Raw genomic sequence first — 18087 nt, forward strand, 5'->3', positions numbered from 1 at the left:
TTTTTCCCCGGAGAGGGACCGTTTCTTGATCCTGAACAGGCTTTGGTCGGCATCGGGTTTTGCGAAATCATGCCATTGGTTAACATGTTTTGCTCGCCACTCCTGGCGAGGAGATAGCCCAGGGATGACGGGGCCCGCTGACGCCGTCGCTCGCATCCCGTCCCGGGTTCACCATGGGTCAGATATCGTTGGCGCTATGCATCGGCATTGCATCGCCGGAGGATAAGGATGTACGGATTGGCACTGTTGTTACATATTCTCGCGGCCACCATCTGGACCGGCGGCCATATAGTGCTGTCGGTGGTCGTGCTGCCCAGGGTATTGAGGGAGCGCTCGCCCGCCAGGCTGCTGGAATTCGAGTCTGTTTACGAAAAGATCGGCATGCCGGCGTTGATCATCCAGGTGATAACCGGCCTTTATCTGGCTTATCGCATGCTGCCGGACGTCAGCCAGTGGCTGGATTTTTCCAATCCCGTCGCCCACCCGATCCTGTTGAAGCTGTCGCTGCTGGCCTTGACGCTCGGCTTCGCCATGAGTGCGCGCTTCAGAGTCATTCCCCATCTATCCGAGAAAAACCTCGTCACCATGGCCTGGCATATCATCCCGGTGACCATTATCTCCATCCTGTTTGTCATAACGGGCGTGTCGTTCAGAACCGGGTGGTTCTATTGACGCTCGGGGATAAATAGAGACTGATCCACTTTCATGGGGCAGGGCTTTGCCGCGTGGCGGCCCCCTGAACGGGGAATTGAGAGCTATGTGAAGAAAGCTATGATAGGCGCGCGCCCACCACGAGAACGAACGCCAGCATGACAACCTTGAGCGAACAGAGCGAACTCCATCGTTGCGACCGATGCGGTGAGCGCACCCGCCATCTCGTGGTGCTGGTGGCCCGCGATCACAATCAGGACATCATGCCCAAGGATCCGCGCAAAGCCTTCTGGCAAGCCTTTCGCTCCAGCAGCCTGACCAACGCGGTATTCGGCCAGACCCTCGCCTATCAGGCCACCCATGTAAAACATCTGATCTGCGAGCGCTGCGGCGAGAAGTTTCTGGAGTATTGAGGCCCAGAGGGCGGCGCACCCGGACAGTCAGAGCGAGATAAAAGAGAAATAAAGATGAAGTTTGTCGAGATGGCCCCCGACCAACTGCCGCTGGCGCTGCTGCTGGAGGCAGATCCCGCAGAACAGCGCATCGCCGCCTATCTGCCCGGCGCCTGGGGCTTTGCCGCCCTGGCGGGCAACAATGGCAACGAGGTAGTGGGAGCCTGCGTGGCGGGTCTGGTGGGGGAACAAACGGCCGAGATCTTCAATATCGCCGTGACCCCCGACCGCCAGCAGCAAGGCATCGGCTCCGGCCTGCTGCGCTTCGTGCTGACCAGCCTGGCCGGGAAAGGAGTCCGCCGCGTCGAGCTCGGCACCGGCAGCTTCGGCCACCAGCTCACCTATTACCAGCGCCACGGCTTTCGCGTGGATGGCGTCATCAAGGATCACTTCCTTATCCACTACCCGCAGCCCCTGATGGAGCACGGTATCCAGCACAAGGATATGCTGCAGCTTTCGCTGGCACTGGCGCCGGACACCGCTTCCCCCTGACCCGAGAGGGTGGCCCTGCCCCCCCCTGATGGCCACCCCCTGTGGTACACTCCCCCATCCCCTGTTTTTGGTATGCATGCGATGAAATCACCCCGTCCCCGCCTCTCCCTCTCCAGCCGCCCCGATGCAGGCCGCCCCGCCAGGGTGGGCAAGGTGCAGCCGCCCACCCCGGGCCCAGGGCGCAAGCCTGAGGTGGCCGCGGCGGATCGCAAGCTGCTGCTACTGAACAAGCCCTACATGGTGCTCTGCCAGTTCACCGACGAGGCGGGACGGGAGACCCTCAAGGATTACATCAGCGAGCCCGGCATCTATGCCGCGGGCCGGCTCGACCGCGACAGCGAGGGGCTCTTGCTGCTCACCAACGACGGCAAGCTGCAGGCGCGCCTCACCCAGCCCGGGGAGAAGACCCCCAAGACCTACTGGGTACAGGTGGAAGGCGTGCCGAGCGAGGAGAAACTGGCTGCCCTGCGCACCGGAGTGGAACTCAACGACGGCCTGACCCTGCCCGCCGGGGCGCGCATCATGGATGACCCTGCGGTGTGGCCACGCAATCCGCCCATTCGCGAGCGTAAAGAGATCCCCACCTGCTGGCTCGAGATAACAATCGTGGAGGGGCGCAACCGCCAGGTGCGGCGCATGACAGCCCATATCGGCCACCCCACCTTGCGCCTCATCCGCTACGCCATCGGCGACTGGACCCTAGACGGCCTGGCACCGGGGGAGAGCCGCGCCCTGCCCGCCCCCGAGCTGGCAGCGGCACCGAGGCAAGCGCCAGCGCACGGCAAGCCGCGCACATCCGCCAGGCCACAGGGGGCCCGCAGCAACAACGCGGCCCGGCCGAGCCGTAACGTCCAACACCAGGAGCAACGCCAAGGGCGGGGCAGCAGTGAAGCGGGCACGCGCCCGGCCAATCGCAGCGGCGGGCGCGGCACAGCGCGCCGACCGGCTCGCACCAAGCCCTCGGAATAACGGGCAGCCATGACCTGGCAATCGTGCAATAAATAGTGCAGTTGAATCGAGTGCTTCCACACAGGCCGAGCCCAACAAGACAAGGAGTCCCTATGATCGAACATCCCCCCCTTCCCTCCCGTCTCACCGTGGCCGCCCTGGTGCACTGGCAGGGCCACTTCCTGCTGGTGGAAGAGGAGATCAAGGGCCAGCGCCGCTTCAACCAGCCCGCCGGCCACGTGGAGCCGGGGGAGAACCTGATTGAGGCGGCCTGCCGCGAGCTCAAGGAAGAGACGGGGCTCACCGCCGCGCCCACCGCCTGGCTCGGGGTCTATCTCTACAAGCCGGCGGACAGCGAGGCGACCTTCGTGCGCACCGCCGTCATCTTCGACCTTGAAAAGGCACCGGGTCAGCACCATCCAGAGGATCCCGACGGCGACGTGCTGGCCTGCCACTGGCTCAGCCTGGAGGAGATCGCCGAGTGCAAGCCGGCCCTGCGCAGCCCCCTGGTGTGGCAGTGCATCCAGGACTATCTGGCCGGCACCCGCCTGCCGCTGTCGGCCCTCAAGGTCTTCATTTAAGCGCCATTGGACGCTCTTTTTGACGCTATGGGGCCGAGACAAGAAAAACGATTTCCCGCTGCCGGGCTCCCGATGGGCAAGGCGGCATGGAGATGTGACCGGGGGCGCAAAACTCTGGTAGAATATGCCCCGTTTAAACGAACTGGTAACTTCGACTAATGACAGACAACAGCCAAATCAAGGTGATCGTCGGCATGTCCGGCGGCGTGGATTCTTCCGTCTCGGCCTACCTGCTCCAGCAGCAGGGCTATCAGGTCGAAGGCTTGTTCATGAAGAACTGGGAAGAAGACGACACGGACGAGTACTGCTCTGCCGCCCAGGATTTGGCTGATGCCAAGGCCGTCTGCGACAAGCTGGGGATGAAACTCCACACCATCAACTTCGCCGCCGAGTACTGGGACAACGTGTTCGAGCACTTCCTGGAAGAGTACAAGGCCGGCCGCACGCCGAACCCGGATATCCTGTGCAACAAGGAGATCAAGTTCAAGGCGTTCCTGGAGTTTGCCGCCGAAGAGCTGGGGGCCACCTACATCGCCACCGGCCACTATGTGCGCCGTGACGACAGCACCGGCCGCCCGCGCCTGCTGCGCGGTCTGGATACCAACAAGGATCAGAGTTACTTCCTCTACACCCTGAGCGAAGCTCAGGTGGGTCAGAGCCTGTTCCCGGTCGGGGATCTGGAGAAGCCGGAGGTGCGCCGCATCGCCGAGCAGCTCGACCTCGTCACCGCCAAGAAGAAGGACTCCACCGGTATCTGCTTCATCGGCGAGCGCAAGTTCAAGGACTTCCTGGCGAAATTCCTGCCCGCACAGCCCGGCCCCATCGAAACCGTGGACGGCAAGGTGATAGGCACGCACCAGGGGCTGATGTATCACACCCTGGGCCAGCGCAAGGGGCTCGGCATCGGCGGCATGAAGGATGCCACCGAAGAAGCCTGGTACGTGGTCGACAAAGAGGTCGAGCGCAACACGCTAGTGGTGGCGCAGGGCGAGCATCCCCGCCTCTACTCCGATGGCCTGATCGCGAGCCAATTGCACTGGGTGGATCGCACCCCCATCCGCGAACCGCGCCGCTGCACCGTCAAGACCCGTTATCGTCAGGAAGACATCCCCTGCCTGATCCAGCCCATCGACGATGAGACCATCCGGGTCATCTTCGACGAGAAGCAGGCCGCGGTGACCCCGGGCCAGTCCGCCGTCTTCTACGACGGGGAAGTCTGCCTGGGCGGCGGCATCATCGAACAACGCTTCAGCCACCCGGTCTAAGGGATCGGGCAGGGTGCCCCCTCTTCTCTGACGGAAGTGGGGGCCGGATGAGGGGCAGGCCCCTCTCCCCAAGAGCACACAGAACAAGGATCATGGCTTGCTACGGCATCAGCCAATGAGTGAACAAGACAGGGCCGTGAAACGATGAGCGACAAATTTCAAGACAGGACCATGGCCTTTGCCGGCATCTGCCAGGCGGCCTATCTGGTACAGAAGGTGGCCCGCGACGGCACCTGTGACGAGGCTTCCCTGCGCGAGAGCCTGCAGAGCGTGCTGGTGACCGATCCCAAGCAGCCGCTGGAAGTGTTCGGCAGCCACCTCGCCATTCGTGACGGCTACCGCGCCCTGGTGGAGCAGCTGGGGGCCGACGGCAGCCAGAAGAACGCCGAGCTGACCCGCTACGTGGTGAGCCTGATCGCGCTGGAGCGCAAGCTCGCCAAGCGCAAGGACATCCTCAACATGCTGGGAGAGCGGATCAGCCAGATCGGCCGCCAGCAACAGCATTTCGATCTGCTCGACGAGCAGATCCTGGCCAACATGGCGAGCATCTACAGCGATCTTATCAGCCCGATAGGCCCCAGGATCCAGGTGGCGGGCACCCCGCTGTTCCTGCAGCAGCCCCTGGTACAGCACAAGGTGCGCGCCCTGCTGCTGGCGGGCATTCGCGCCGTGGTGCTGTGGCGCCAGCTCGGCGGCAGCCGCACCCAGATCATCTTCGCCCGCAAGAAGATGGTGGAACTGGCCAAACGATTTTAACCCCCACACCAATCATCAGGAGTTCACCCCATGGAGCTGTCCGCGCTGACTGCCGTTTCCCCGATTGACGGTCGTTATGGCGACAAGGCCGATGCCCTGCGCCCTATCTTCTCCGAATTCGGTCTGCTGCGTTTTCGCGTCGAAGTCGAGGTGCGCTGGTTGCAAAAACTGGCCAGCCACGCCGGGATCCCGGAAGTCCCTGCCCTGAGCGAGGCAGCCAATGCCCTGCTCGACGGCATCGTCAGCAACTTCAACGAGCAGGATGCCGCCCGCATCAAACAGATCGAGCGCACCACCAACCATGATGTGAAAGCGGTGGAGTACTTCCTGAAAGAGAAGGTGGAAGTGAACCCGGAGCTGGCCGCCGTCAGCGAATTCATTCACTTCGCCTGCACCTCGGAAGACATCAACAACAACTCCCACGGCCTGATGCTGAAGACCGCCCGGGAAGAGGTGATCAAGCCTTATTGCGAAAAGCTCATCGGCGAGATCAAGCGCCTGGCCCATGAGTATCGCGACATGCCGCTGCTCTCCCGTACCCACGGCCAGCCGGCGACCCCGAGCACCATGGGCAAGGAGATGGCCAACGTCGCCTACCGTCTGGAGCGCCAGTTCAAGCAGATCATGGCGGTGGAGATCCTCGGCAAGATCAACGGTGCGGTCGGCAACTACAACGCCCACCTCAGCGCCTACCCGAACGTGGACTGGCACCGGTTCTCCGAGGAGTTCGTCACCTCTCTGGGCCTGACCTGGAACCCCTACACCACCCAGATCGAGCCGCACGACTACATCGCCGAGCTGTTCGACGCCCTGGCCCGCTTCAACACCATCCTGATCGACTTCGACCGCGACGTCTGGGGCTACATCTCCCTGGGTCACTTCAAGCAGCGCACCATCGCCGGCGAGATCGGCTCCTCCACCATGCCCCACAAGGTCAACCCCATCGACTTCGAGAACTCCGAAGGCAACCTGGGGTTGGCCAACGCCGTGTTCCAGCATCTGGCGAGCAAGCTGCCCATCTCCCGCTGGCAGCGTGATCTCACCGACTCGACCGTGCTGCGCAACCTGGGTGTGGCGGTGGGTTACTCCCTGATTGCCTATCAGGCGACCCTGAAGGGCATCTCCAAGCTGGAAGCCAACGCGGATGCCATGGCCGCCGATCTGGATGCCAACTGGGAAGTGCTGGCCGAGCCGATCCAGACCGTGATGCGCCGCTACGGTATCGAGAAGCCCTACGAGAAGCTGAAAGAATTGACCCGTGGTCGCCGCGTCGACGCCGAAGGGATGCGTACCTTTATCGACACCCTGGAGCTGCCGGAAGCGGTCAAGGTTGAGCTGAAGAAGCTGACCCCGACCAACTACATCGGCGACGCCCAGCGTCTGGTGGATCTGCTGAAGTAAGCGGCCAACGCGATACGACAGGGGCCCTGTGCACGCTCTGCCACAGGGCCCCTGCTACTTTTCAAGCACCCGACAGGGTTTGCCCAAGCCCGCCTTGGGCAAGCCCTCTCACAAGATACGAGAAGCACCATGTACCAACTCAATCTGGATATCGCTCACTTCCTCGAGCACTACTGGCAGAAGCGCCCGCTCCTCATCAAGGGCGGTTTCACCGACTTTCAGGATCCCATCAGCCCGGACGAGCTGGCGGGTCTGGCCATGGAGGACGTGATCGAGTCGCGCCTGGTGACCCGCTTCAACAACAAGTGGGAGGCGGCCCACGGCCCCTTCGAATCCTACGATCACCTGGGGGAAGAGAACTGGACCGTGCTGGTGCAGGCCTGCAACCACTGGGTACCCGAGGTACACGAGCTGGCGCTGCCGTTCCAGTTCATCCCGGGCTGGCGCTTTGACGACGTCATGGTGAGCTTCTCCACCCCTCACGGCGGCGTCGGCCCCCACATCGACAACTACGACGTCTTCATCACCCAGGGCCAGGGCAAGCGTCACTGGCGCGTCGGCGATGCAACGCCGCGAAGCGAGTTCGCCGCCCATGCAGCCCTGCTGCACTGCGAGCCGTTCGAGGCGATCATCGACGTCATCATGGAGCCGGGCGACATCCTCTACATCCCGCCCGGATTCCCCCACGAGGGCTACGCCATCGAGCCCTCCCTGAACTTCTCGGTGGGCTTCCGCGCACCGGACGCCAGGGCGCTTATCTCCTCCTTTGCCGATCACCTGATCGACAACGATCTGCGCACCGAGCGCTATGGCGACCCTGACCTCAAGCCCCGCGCCCGGCACGGCGAGATCCAGCCCCATGAGCTGCACCGCCTGCGCGAGCTGATGCAACAGGCCCTCGACGACGAGACCCTGTTCAAGGAGTGGTTCGGCACCATGATCTCCGAGGCCAAGCACGATCTGGACGTGAGCCCCATGGAGCCCGACTACGGCGCCGACGAGGTGGCCGACCTGCTGAGCCAGGGCGAGCCCGCCATCAAGGTGCCTGGCCTGCGCACCGTCTGGTTCAGCGGCGAGGCCAGGACCTGCTACATCGACGGCGAGGCCTGGACCCTGCCGGGCGAGGATGCCGCCGCCATCTCCCTGCTCTGCGACAAGGACATGGTCACCCAGGACGACCTGGAGGAGCTCGCCGACCAGGCCGGCTTCCTGCAACTGCTGACCCGCCTCGTCAACCGCGGCTACTGGTTCTTCGGCTAAGCCCGCGCCGGGCCCTGCAACGACAAGGCGCCGCTGTCACCAGCGGCGCCTTTTTCGTTCGCGTGAACTCCCTTTCTCCCCGCCTTGCTGGCAACCGACGGTCTCCCCACTACACTTGGTGACGGTCGGCCATCAAGGCCTGCTCCTCCCGCCGCCTTCGTCGCCTTGTTATTTAACAACATCCGTTCGACACCGGTGCGAACGCAGAGTGGGAACCGAATGGGCCGGCACGCGGAGAAACCAATTATTTTAGCCCGTAAAATCAACAGTGAGCGAAAACGTTATCTTGTGAAATGAGGCCGTTTTCGCTCAAAACGTTGTTTCTGGATCATAAAAAGTATCCAAAAACTGGTGTATATTGCACGGCGGAAATTCCTTAACCATGAAGACTGACATGAAAAAGACCAAAATCGTCTGCACCATCGGTCCCAAGACCGAATCCAAAGAAATGCTGGGCAAGATGCTGGATGCCGGCATGAACGTCATGCGCCTGAACTTCTCCCACGGCGACTACGCCGAACACGGTGGTCGCATCAGCAACCTGCGCGCTGTCATGGCCGAAACCGGCAAGCAAGCAGCCATCCTGCTGGACACCAAGGGCCCGGAAATCCGTACCATCAAGCTGGAAGGCGGCAACGACGTCTCCCTGGTGGCCGGCCAGACCTTCACCTTCACCACCGACCAGACCGTGATCGGCAACAAGGATCGCGTCGCCGTGACCTACGCCGGTTTTGCCAGCGACCTGCGCGTCGGCAACCGCATCCTGGTTGACGATGGCCTGATCGGTCTGGACGTCATCGAGATCACCGAACGCGAAGTGATCTGTAAAGTCCTGAACAACGGCGATCTGGGCGAGAACAAGGGCATCAACCTGCCGGGCGTCTCCATCAAGCTGCCGGCCCTGGCCGAGAAAGACAAGCGCGACCTGATCTTCGGTTGCGAGCAGGGCGTCGATTTCGTGGCCGCCTCCTTCATCCGCAAGAAGGAAGACGTGCTGGAAATCCGTGAGCACCTGAAGGCCCACGGTGGCGAGGCCATCCAGATCATCTCCAAGATCGAAAACCAGGAAGGCCTGGACAACTTCGACGAGATCCTGGCTGTCTCCGACGGCATCATGGTCGCCCGCGGCGACATGGGTGTGGAAATCCCGGTTGAAGAAGTGATCTTCGCCCAGAAGATGATCATCGAGAAGTGCAACAAGGCACGCAAAGTGGTCATCACCGCCACCCAGATGCTGGACTCCATGATCAAGAACCCGCGTCCGACCCGCGCCGAAGCCGGCGACGTAGCCAACGCCATCCTGGACGGTACCGATGCCGTCATGCTGTCCGGTGAGTCCGCCAAGGGCAAGTACCCGCTGGAAGCCGTGACCATCATGGCCACCATCTGCGAGCGTACCGACTCCGTGATGCCGTCCAACCTGTCTGCCGCCAACGACAGCAACAAGCTGCGCATCACCGAAGCGGTCTGCAAAGGCGCGGTCGAGACCTCCGAGAAGCTGGACGCCCCGCTGATCGTGGTCGCCACCGAAGGCGGCAAGTCTGCCAAGGCCATCCGCAAGTACTTCCCGAAAGCCTGGATCCTGGCCATCACCACCAACAAGAAGACCGCTGCCCAGCTGGTGCTGACCAAGGGTGTGGTGACTCACGTGGTCGACTCCATCGCCTCCACCGACGATTTCTATCGCATCGGCAAAGAAGCCGCGCTGGAAATCGGCATGGGCGTGAAGGGTGACGTGGTTGTCATGGTCTCCGGTGCCCTGGTACCGAGCGGCACCACCAACACCGCCTCCGTTCACGTGCTGTAATCAGCCCTGAATCGATGAAAGCGGCGCCTTCGGGCGCCGTTTTTTTTATCTCTCCCCCCTGCTGCCTCTCTCGCGCCGGTGCTAGAATCCACGCGGATTTTTCCCAGGCGGACAATCCTTCGAACCTCGCATAATCACCCGGACGTTTTATGCTCTCAACACGATTCAAAAGAGCCTCGGCTACCCTGTTGCCGCTGTTCTGCTTACTCATCACCCTCTGCGCCCCGCACGCCATGGCGCAGGACCTGCCCCAGCGCGCCACCGTGCAGCGGGCGCTGGATGCCCTCGGCAAGTCGGATGCCCTCACCGTCAGCCAGCAGGCGGATCACAAGTTCCTGACCGACACCCTCTCCCTGCTCGACAGCATCGACAAGGAGAAGAGCAAGGCCAAGAGCCAGAACGAGCGCATTCGCTCCCTGCCGGCCGAGCTGCGCGACATCAGCGCCAGACTCGAGGCCCTGACCCAGGGCAAGAGCCCGGAGCAGCTCAGGAGCGAATACGCCACCATGAGCCTGGCGGAGCTCGACAGCCGCCAGCCCGAGATCATGGCCAACATGCAGGATGCTCAGGAGGCCCTCGGCACCATCGGCAGCCAGATCACCAGCCTGCAGACCCTGCCGGAGCGGGCCCAGGCCAACATGAGCCGCGCCTATCAGCGCAGCCAGGAGATCCGCACCCGCCTCAATTCCGGGGACGGGGTGAGCAGCGCCGAGAAGATGAAGCTGGGCGCCGAGCTGGCCCTGCTGGATCTGCAACTGGCCAACCTGCAAAAGGAGCTGGACAACCGCACCAGCATGCAGGATCTGGCGGTCAAGCAGCGCGATTACCAGAGCGCACGGCTCGCGAGCGAGGAGCAGAAGCTGCAGGCCCTGCAGGAGCAGAGCAGCGCCAAGCGCCTGGGTGACACCGAGAAGACCGCCGAGCAGACCGGCGAGCTGGTGGCCGCCGAGGACAACCCCCTGGTGCAAAAGGAGCAGGAGATCAACCACCAGCTCAGCCAGCAGCTCATCAGCGCCACCACCAGCCTCAACTCGCTCGCCCAGAAGAATCTGCAGGCCAAGAGCTGGTTGGAGCGCGGCACCCAGACCGAGCGCAACCTCAACGAACAGGTGCAGATGCTCAAGGGCAACCTGCTGCTGTCGCGCATCCTCTACCAGCTCTACCAGCAGCTGGAGGCGGCGCCCTCCACCCTGGTGAAGAACCTGGAAGAGCAGATCGCCGACCTGCACCTGGCCCAGTTCGAGCTGAGCCAGCAACGTGACCAGCTGTTCCAGAAGACCCAGTATCTGGACAACCTGATCGCCAGCAGCGGCGAGACGGTGAGCGAGGAGGACAAGGCGAACCTTGCCAAGCTCATCGACACCCGCATCAGCCTGCTGGACCAGCTCAACCGCCAGATGGATGCCCAGCTCACCAACGCCATCAGCCTGCAGCTGACCCAGCAGCAGCTGAGCCGGGTCTATGCCTCCATCGAGTTCACCCTGCAACAGCACATCTTCTGGGTGAGCAGCAACAAGCCCATCGACGCCAAGTGGTTCATCAGCTGGCCGGCCCAGGCCTACAAGCAGGTCTCCGACTGGGTGCTGAAACCGGACTGGAGCGGCTGGGGCGACATGCTGCTGGCGGTCTCCCTGCTGGCGCTGCCGCTGCTGCTGGTGGGCGGTCTGCTGCTGTGGAAACGCGGCACCCTGCTCGATCGCCAGAAGAAGATCGCCAAGGATCTCGGCCGCTTCCGCCAGGACAGCCAGTGGCACACCCCGCGCGCCCTGCTGTTCACCGTGTTGCAGCGCCTGCCGGGCACCCTCTTCATCCTGGCCGCCGGCCTGCTGCTGGCCTATTGCGGCCTGCTGAGCCCGAAACTCATCTTCCAGATTACCCTGAACCTGGCCCTCGGCTACCTGGTATTCAGCGTCTATCTGTCGGTGATGCGCCCGGGCGGCATCGGCGAGACCCACTTCCGCATTCCCCGTGACGAGCTGCAGGCCAAGCGCAACAGCATGCGCTACCTCTGGCTGCCTCTGCTGCCCCTCATCATGCTGTCGACCAAGGCGGTGGTGGAACCCTCCTCCCTTGGCAACGACGTGATAGGCCAGGCCCTGACCATGCTGCTGCTGGGGCTGACCGCCTACCTGGTGCTGCCCATCTCCCGCGCCCGCATCAAGGGCGAGGCGAGCATGTTGCAGACCCTGACCGCCGTCGCCCTGGCGCTGGCGCCGGTGGCGCTCATGGTGCTGGCGGCCCTCGGCTACTACTACACGGCCCTGAAACTGACCGGCCGCCTCATCGAGTCCTTCTACCTCCTCATCATCTGGAGCCTGGTCTATCGCACCGCCCTGCGCGGCCTCGAGCTGGCGGCCCGCCGCCTGGCCTATCGCCGCGCCGTCGCCAAGCGCGAGCACAAGACCCTGGAGGATGCGGAAGGGGGCGAGGCCATCGAAGAGCAGCCCATGGATCTGGAAGAGGTCAGCCAGCAGTCCCTGCGTCTGACCCGCATCATGCTGCTGGTGGTGTTCGGCGTCGCCTTCTACTGGCTCTGGTCCGATCTGGTGGCGGTCTTCACCTACCTCGACAGCGTGGTGCTCTGGCACAAGAGCGAGGGGACAGGCGCCAATGCCGTGCTCTATCCCATCAGCCTGAGCGACGTGCTGACCGGCCTCTTCCTGTTCGGCGCTGCCCTCTCCCTGGCTCGCAACCTGCCAGGCCTGCTGGAGGTGCTGGTGCTCTCCAGGATGCGCCTCGCCCAGGGCACGGCCTACGCCTTCACCACCATGCTCAACTACGTGCTGATCGGCATGGGCTCGCTGACGGCGCTGGCCATGCTGGGGGTCCAGTGGGAGAAGCTGCAGTGGCTGGCCGCCGGCCTCTCGGTCGGTATCGGTTTCGGCATGCAGCAGATCGTCTCCAACTTCATCTCGGGCATCATCATCCTGTTCGAGCGCCCGGTGCGGATCGGCGACACCGTGACCATCGGCACCATCTCGGGGACGGTCAACAAGATCCGGATCCGCTCGACCACCCTCACCGACTTCGACCGCAAGGAGGTGATCATCCCGAACCAGCAGCTGATGATAGAACGGCTGATCAACTGGTCCCTGTCCGATACCGTCACCCGGGTCATCGCCCGGGTCGGGGTGGCCTATGGCTCGGATCTGGATCTGACCCGCAAGCTGTTGATGCAGGCGGCCACGGAGAACAGCCGGGTCCTGAAGGATCCCGCCCCCACCGTCTACTTCCTCACCTTCGGGCCCAGCACCCTGGATCACGAGCTGCGCTTCTTCGTGAGCGAGCTGGGGGATCGTAACCCGGCCATCGACGAGCTGAACCGCCGCATCGACGTGCTGTTCCGCGAGCATGGCATCGAGATCGCGTTCAACCAAATGGACGTCTACATCAAGAACATGCAGGGAGACGAACAGAAGGTGGAATCCCGCCCGGCGCTGCCGCCGGCGGGGCACCAGCCCGTCTGATCCCGCCCGCTTGCACAGGCCCCGTAACGGGGCCTGTTTTTTTCAGCCTCTCTGGCGCCTTGAAAGCGGGGCGAGCCCCCCAATATAGGGAGGACAACGGACTGTCAGCCAAGAGGAAGCCGATGGACTATCTCTACGCCGTGGTGCTCTTTGCCATCTCGGCATCGGTCACCCCCGGGCCCAACAACATCATGGTGATGAGTGCCGGGGCCAACTTCGGGGTGCGCAGGAGCCTGCCCCTGCTCATGGGGATCTGCGTCGGTTTCACCCTGATGCTGTTGCTGGTGGGGCTGGGCTTCGGCCGGCTCTTTATCCTCTTCCCCGAACTCCACTTTTTCATCAAGTGCGCGGGCACCCTCTACCTGCTCTATCTCGCCTGGCTCATCGCCCGCTCGGCGGGCGAGGTGACGGGGAGCACTCAGGCCCGCCCCCTCGGCTTTTTCAAGGGGGCCCTGTTCCAGTGGGTCAATGCCAAGGCCTGGGTGGTCGCCACCGGCGCCATCGCCGCCTTCACCAGCGCGGGGGCCGAGTTCCACCAGCAGAACCTCGCCATCGCCCTGATCTTCTTCATCGTCTCTTTCCCCTGTGTCGGGCTCTGGCTCCTGTGCGGTGCCCTGCTCAAGCGCTGGCTGGCCGACGACCTGGCCCGCCGCCGCTTCAACCAGACCATGGCGGCCCTGCTGGTCCTCTCCGTGGTGCCCGTCATTCAGGAGATACTGAGCCAACCCTGAGCGTCCATCCCTGATTCCCCTTCATCCCGACGCAGCGCCGTCGTTGAGGAGCATGCAATGCAACAAGTGGTCTATGTGGCCAACCCGGTGAGCGGGTTGATCCATGTGTTTCGGCTGGAAGAGGGCGAACTGCGCCCGCTGCAGGAGGTGCAGACCGGCGGCGAGGTGCAGCCCCTGGTCATCAGCCCGGACCGGCACTGGCTCCATGCCGGGGTGCGCCCCGACTTTCGGGTGCAAAGCTACCCCATCGCCGCCGATGGCCGGCTCGGGGCCCCGACCTCGGCGCCGCTGCTCGGCAGCGCCTCCCACACCTGCACCGATGGGAGCGGGCGCCTCTTCTTCGCCGCCTCCTACGCCTTCAACCACGTCAGCGTGTCGCGCCGGGACGAAGAGGGCCGGATGCAGCCCCCCCACCAATGCCTCGACAACCTGATGGCGGCCCACTCGGTCACCTGGCTCCCGGGGCAAAACGGGGAGCAGGAGCTGCTGGTGGCCTGTCTGAAGGAGGATGCCATCCGCCGCTTCACCCTGGGGCAGGATGACAGGCTCTCCCCCCACCCCCTGGGGGATCTGCATACCGCCCAAGGCGCCGGGCCCCGCCATCTGGCGCTGCACCCGGACAACGGCGACCTCTACTGCCTGTGCGAGCTGGACTGCACCCTCTACCGCTACCACAGGGAGGCGGACGGCCGCATCGACGAGCAGGAGCGCCTGGACATGCTGCCCGAAGGCTATCAGGGGGAGCGCTGGGGGGCAGATCTGCACCTGACCCCGGACGGGCGTTTTCTCTACACCAGCGAGCGGGCCAGCAGCCTGCTCACCCTGTTCGGGATCGACGGGAAGGACGGCGCCCTGACTCCCCTCGGCCACTTCCCGACCGAGGCCTGCCCCCGCGGCTTTGCCATCGACCACGGCGGCCACTGGCTCATCGCCACCGGGCAGCAGTCCGACCAGGTGGCGGTGCACCGCATCGACCCCGAGAGCGGGCGCCTCACCCTGGCCTCCCGCCACGAGGTGGGCAAGGGCGCCATGTGGGTGAGGATCCTGAACCTGGCCGAGCGCCCCGCCTGAGGGACGGGGAGAACATCCCCCCGGGCCATACCCCACAAAAGCAGGCGGCGCCGAGAGGGCGCCGCCTGTGGGAGAGTCCGAAGAGCCGGCCCCTAGTTGCCGTTGAGCTCGTCGTCCGGCCAGTATTTGTAACCCTGCATGGTGGCCTGCACCGCCACCCCCTTCTCGGTGATCTGGTACATCTTCACCTTCTGGAAGTCCGCGTTGGCCGCCTCGCTCACCACCACCTTGCCATCCTCGGCGGACTTGGCGGCCAGATCCGCCTGGGCGCTGGCGTCGAAGCCGGTGGTGACGAAGCGATCCAGCGCCGCCGCATCGTTGAAGATGATCAGGGCCTGGAACTTCTTGATCCCCATGCCCACCCCGAACCCGGCGGAGGCCATCTTCATGTAGGTGTCACGGCCGGTGCGATGATCCCGCAGCACGCCATAGCCGGTGCCCGTGCTGATCACCAGCAGGTTGTTGTTCACGTTGGCGAAGACGGCGTAGCCCTTGGCTCTGGCCACCTCCTGCTTGATCCCCGGATCCTGACCGTACATGGTGGAAAGCGTCTGCTGACGCATCTGCAAGATGGTATTGCGCTGCTGGGCCGGGGTATCGCCCTTGGCTGCGCACCCGACCAGCAGCAACACGGCCAGGATCTGGCCCCATAACCGCATCTGACCCATAAGATGACTCCTTACTGTGTCGATCCGAACGCCAGTCCCCCATCGGGCGGCGCCCCGTCCGTTGAGTATAACCAGCCAGCTCCAGGCACTGCCGCGCCCTCAGCCCCTGGTCACCTCCCCGAGAAACTCGGTGAAGCGCCGCCAGGACTTGGCATCGGCGTCGGCGCGGTAGTTGTCCGAGCCGAACACGCTGAAGGCGTGGGGGGCGCCGCTGTAGCTGGTCGCCTCGTGCTTCACCCCGGCGCGCTCCAGCTCGCCGATCAGCCCCGCGAACTGGGTGAGCGGCACCGCCTCGTCGGCGCTGCCGTGCTGGATCAGCAGATGCCCCTTCGTCTGGTTGTAGTCCTGCCCGGCCGGGGTCTCCAGCCCGCCGTGCACGCTCACCACCCCCTTCAAATCCGCCCCGCTGCGGGCCAGCTCCAGCACGGCGGCCCCGCCGAAGCAGTAACCGAGGGCCACCGCATTGTCGAGCCGCCCCCCCTGTCGGCCCGCCTCGGCGAGCCCCCCTTGCAGCAGCTTGCGCATCCGGCTCCTGTCCTGATAGAGGGCCCCGGTCAGCTTCTTCTTCTCCTCCATGGCGGTCGGCCTCACCCCTGCGCCGAACAGGTCCACCGCAAAGACGCTGTAGCCGAGCGCCACCAGCATCTCGGCGCGCTTGATTTCATAGCCGTTGAGCCCGTCCCAGTCGTGCACCAGCACCACCAGGGGGGCCTGCTTGTCGGCGGCCGCCAGGTAATACCCCTCGAACGGCTGCCCCTCCACCTCGTAGCGCACCGCACCGGCATCGGCCACGCCGCTTCCCATCAGCCCGAACAGGGCCAGGATCCATGCCTTCCTCATCGCCTATCCCTCCAGCTTGAATGACGCTCCTGAGTGTAGTCCCTCGGGAGAGGCGGCCAGAGAGGGGGGCCGCCGGCCCAAAAAGCGAGAGGCCACCCTGGGGTGGCCTCTTGTCAGACAAGGGAAAGAGTCCGTGCCCGGACTCAGTCCTTGGCGCTCTCCATGGCACCCTCTTCGGAGTGCTGGGGCAGGATGAGGTTCAGCAGGATGGCGGCCACCGAGGCCAGCCCCACGCCCGCCAGGGCGAAGTCGCCGATCTTCATCTCCAGGGCACCGACGCCGACGGTCAGGGTCACGGCCACGATGGCGATGTTGCGGGACAGGCCCAGATCCACCTTGGACTCCACCAGGGTCTTGAGGCCGATGGCGGCGATGGATCCGAACAGCAACAGCATGATGCCGCCCATCACCGGCATGGGGATGGAGGTGAGCAGGGCGTTGAACTTGCCGAAGAAGGCCAGAATGATGGCGAACACCGCGGCCCAAGTCATGGTGACCGGGTTGAAGTTGCGGGTGATCATCACGGCGCCGGTCACTTCGGCGTAGGTGGTGACGGGGGGACCACCGATGAGGCCGGCGAAGCAGACGCCGATGCCGTCACCGGCCAGGGTGCGGTGCAGCCCCGGGTTCTTGGTGTAGTCCTGCCCGGTCACGCCGCCGATGGCGAGCACGCCGCCGATGTGCTCGATGCAGGGGGCGATGGCCACCGGCAGCATGAAGAGCGCCGCGGCCCAGTTGATCTCCGGGGTCTCGAAGTGGGGCAGCGCCAGCCAGGGGGCGTTGACCATGCCGTCGAAACTCACCTGGCCCATCAGCACGGCAGAGACATAACCGGCGATCACGCCGCACAGGATGGGAATGAGCTTGATCCAGCCCTTGCAGAACACGGCCGCGATCAGGGTTACCGCCAGCGAAATGCCCGCCAGGGTCAGGGCGGTCGCCGGTGGCACCACCTGCTCACCGCCGGCGCGTCCCATGGCCATGTTGCAGGCCACCTGGGCCACCGACAGGCCGATCACCATGATCACCGGGCCAATCACCACGGGGGGCAGCAGCTTGTGCACGAAGCCCATGCCCCGGGCGCGGATGACGGCCGCCAGGATGAAGTACATGAAGCCCGCGGCGAACAGACCGAACATGGTGGAGGGCAGGCCCCAGGTCTGGGTGGCATAGATGATGGGGGCGATGAAGGCGAAGCTGGAGCCGAGGAAGATCGGCACCTGGCGACGGGTGCAGAGCTGGAACAGCAGGGTGCCTACACCGGCGCCAAGCAGGGCCATGGAGGGGTTCAGTCCGGTGAGCAGGGGCACCAGCACCATGGCACCGAAGGCGACAAACAGAATTTGCAGCCCGGCGACGCTTTGCTTGACCAAGGAAAACATGGGTATCCTTAATTTTTTGATAACTGACAGGGATATTTGACACTTTTCAGTCATCACAAGACGTTTTCAAGGCAGAAAATGAGCCATTGGGCGTCATTTGTTGCCTTTTACTGCTTGGGGAGGGCATGAAACTGGCTTTTGAGGCGGGATTCGTTGCTACAAGCATCGAGTATGCGATTTTACGCACTTTTGTGGCCGACGCCAATCGTTTTTCCGGGCAGATAGCATGACAAGGGTTTCAACTGGTCGCCCGACCCGCCGCCCCCGGTTGGGCCGAGATGACTGCCGCCCCGGTGGCAGACGCAAAAAAACGGG

Annotated in this window: 16 protein-coding genes; 13 read left to right on the forward strand and 3 right to left on the reverse strand. The window is 63.9% G+C overall.

Going from position 1 to position 18087, the window contains the following annotated elements; translation table 11 throughout:
• Positions 1-237: 237 nt before the first annotated feature.
• From R2B70_RS13585 to R2B70_RS13645, 13 genes are all read left to right on the forward strand, one after another.
• Positions 238-672: a CopD family protein gene (locus tag R2B70_RS13585; protein ID WP_223932142.1), complete on the forward strand. Its 435-nt coding sequence runs from the start codon at positions 238-240 to the stop codon at positions 670-672.
• Positions 673-809: 137 nt separating this feature from the next.
• Entirely contained in the window at positions 810-1064 is a 255-nt protein-coding gene (locus tag R2B70_RS13590) for a hypothetical protein (RefSeq protein WP_318161739.1), read from the forward strand.
• Between the two features lie 54 nt (positions 1065-1118).
• Positions 1119-1595, forward strand: a complete 477-nt coding sequence (locus tag R2B70_RS13595) for a GNAT family N-acetyltransferase (RefSeq protein ID WP_318161740.1) — start codon at positions 1119-1121, stop codon at positions 1593-1595.
• Positions 1596-1676: 81 nt separating this feature from the next.
• Positions 1677-2564: a pseudouridine synthase gene (locus R2B70_RS13600; RefSeq protein ID WP_411646819.1), complete on the forward strand. Its 888-nt coding sequence runs from the start codon at positions 1677-1679 to the stop codon at positions 2562-2564.
• 92 nt (positions 2565-2656) lie between these two features.
• Positions 2657-3124, forward strand: coding sequence for an NUDIX hydrolase (locus R2B70_RS13605; RefSeq protein WP_318161742.1), 468 nt, complete (start codon positions 2657-2659; stop codon positions 3122-3124).
• 158 nt (positions 3125-3282) lie between these two features.
• Complete coding sequence (gene mnmA / locus R2B70_RS13610) at positions 3283-4389, forward strand: tRNA 2-thiouridine(34) synthase MnmA (protein WP_318161743.1); 1107 nt, start codon at positions 3283-3285, stop codon at positions 4387-4389.
• 144 nt (positions 4390-4533) lie between these two features.
• The gene (hflD, locus tag R2B70_RS13615; protein WP_042078644.1) at positions 4534-5145 is read left to right on the forward strand and encodes a high frequency lysogenization protein HflD; all 612 of its coding nucleotides are present in this window, start codon (positions 4534-4536) and stop codon (positions 5143-5145) included.
• A gap of 30 nt (positions 5146-5175) precedes the next feature.
• Positions 5176-6546: an adenylosuccinate lyase gene (purB, locus tag R2B70_RS13620; RefSeq protein ID WP_318161744.1), complete on the forward strand. Its 1371-nt coding sequence runs from the start codon at positions 5176-5178 to the stop codon at positions 6544-6546.
• A gap of 129 nt (positions 6547-6675) precedes the next feature.
• Entirely contained in the window at positions 6676-7806 is a 1131-nt protein-coding gene (locus R2B70_RS13625) for a cupin domain-containing protein (protein WP_209794534.1), read from the forward strand.
• 394 nt (positions 7807-8200) lie between these two features.
• A complete protein-coding gene (gene pykF / locus R2B70_RS13630; protein ID WP_042078647.1) occupies positions 8201-9613 on the forward strand; it encodes a pyruvate kinase PykF in 1413 nt (470 codons plus the stop codon).
• Positions 9614-9762: 149 nt separating this feature from the next.
• Positions 9763-13080 (forward strand): mechanosensitive channel MscK, encoded by a 3318-nt coding sequence (mscK, locus tag R2B70_RS13635; RefSeq protein WP_042078648.1) that lies wholly within the window; start codon positions 9763-9765, stop codon positions 13078-13080.
• Positions 13081-13202: 122 nt separating this feature from the next.
• Positions 13203-13811 (forward strand): LysE family translocator, encoded by a 609-nt coding sequence (locus tag R2B70_RS13640; RefSeq protein ID WP_318161745.1) that lies wholly within the window; start codon positions 13203-13205, stop codon positions 13809-13811.
• 57 nt (positions 13812-13868) lie between these two features.
• Positions 13869-14882: a beta-propeller fold lactonase family protein gene (locus tag R2B70_RS13645; RefSeq protein ID WP_318161746.1), complete on the forward strand. Its 1014-nt coding sequence runs from the start codon at positions 13869-13871 to the stop codon at positions 14880-14882.
• Positions 14883-14974: 92 nt separating this feature from the next.
• Here R2B70_RS13645 and R2B70_RS13650 read toward each other — a convergent pair whose 3' ends face one another.
• From R2B70_RS13650 to R2B70_RS13660, 3 genes are all read right to left on the reverse strand, one after another.
• Entirely contained in the window at positions 14975-15550 is a 576-nt protein-coding gene (locus tag R2B70_RS13650) for a hypothetical protein (RefSeq protein WP_244462953.1), read from the reverse strand.
• Between the two features lie 99 nt (positions 15551-15649).
• Positions 15650-16390 carry a dienelactone hydrolase family protein gene (locus R2B70_RS13655; RefSeq protein WP_318161747.1) on the reverse strand — a complete coding sequence of 247 codons (741 nt, stop codon included), beginning with the start codon at positions 16388-16390 and terminating at the stop codon, positions 15650-15652.
• 143 nt (positions 16391-16533) lie between these two features.
• A complete protein-coding gene (locus tag R2B70_RS13660; protein ID WP_216990689.1) occupies positions 16534-17772 on the reverse strand; it encodes a uracil-xanthine permease family protein in 1239 nt (412 codons plus the stop codon).
• Positions 17773-18087 lie beyond the last annotated feature (315 nt).

The organism is Aeromonas sp. XH (assembly GCF_033348475.1).
In the GTDB taxonomy this organism is placed as follows: domain Bacteria; phylum Pseudomonadota; class Gammaproteobacteria; order Enterobacterales; family Aeromonadaceae; genus Aeromonas; species Aeromonas sanarellii.

Excerpts from the sequence above, each read along its gene's own strand:
- R2B70_RS13590 (WP_318161739.1), top strand. The coding sequence starts at position 810 with ATGACAACCTTGAGCGAACAGAGCGAACTCCATCGTTGCGACCGATGC.
- R2B70_RS13595 (WP_318161740.1), top strand. The coding sequence starts at position 1,119 with ATGAAGTTTGTCGAGATGGCCCCCGACCAACTGCCGCTGGCGCTGCTG.
- R2B70_RS13600 (WP_411646819.1), top strand. The coding sequence starts at position 1,677 with ATGAAATCACCCCGTCCCCGCCTCTCCCTCTCCAGCCGCCCCGATGCA.
- R2B70_RS13605 (WP_318161742.1), top strand. The coding sequence starts at position 2,657 with ATGATCGAACATCCCCCCCTTCCCTCCCGTCTCACCGTGGCCGCCCTG.
- mnmA (WP_318161743.1), top strand. The coding sequence starts at position 3,283 with ATGACAGACAACAGCCAAATCAAGGTGATCGTCGGCATGTCCGGCGGC.
- hflD (WP_042078644.1), top strand. The coding sequence starts at position 4,534 with ATGAGCGACAAATTTCAAGACAGGACCATGGCCTTTGCCGGCATCTGC.
- purB (WP_318161744.1), top strand. The coding sequence starts at position 5,176 with ATGGAGCTGTCCGCGCTGACTGCCGTTTCCCCGATTGACGGTCGTTAT.
- R2B70_RS13625 (WP_209794534.1), top strand. The coding sequence starts at position 6,676 with ATGTACCAACTCAATCTGGATATCGCTCACTTCCTCGAGCACTACTGG.
- pykF (WP_042078647.1), top strand. The coding sequence starts at position 8,201 with ATGAAAAAGACCAAAATCGTCTGCACCATCGGTCCCAAGACCGAATCC.
- mscK (WP_042078648.1), top strand. The coding sequence starts at position 9,763 with ATGCTCTCAACACGATTCAAAAGAGCCTCGGCTACCCTGTTGCCGCTG.
- R2B70_RS13640 (WP_318161745.1), top strand. The coding sequence starts at position 13,203 with ATGGACTATCTCTACGCCGTGGTGCTCTTTGCCATCTCGGCATCGGTC.
- R2B70_RS13645 (WP_318161746.1), top strand. The coding sequence starts at position 13,869 with ATGCAACAAGTGGTCTATGTGGCCAACCCGGTGAGCGGGTTGATCCAT.
- R2B70_RS13650 (WP_244462953.1), bottom strand. The coding sequence starts at position 15,550 with ATGGGTCAGATGCGGTTATGGGGCCAGATCCTGGCCGTGTTGCTGCTG.
- R2B70_RS13655 (WP_318161747.1), bottom strand. The coding sequence starts at position 16,390 with ATGAGGAAGGCATGGATCCTGGCCCTGTTCGGGCTGATGGGAAGCGGC.
- R2B70_RS13660 (WP_216990689.1), bottom strand. The coding sequence starts at position 17,772 with ATGTTTTCCTTGGTCAAGCAAAGCGTCGCCGGGCTGCAAATTCTGTTT.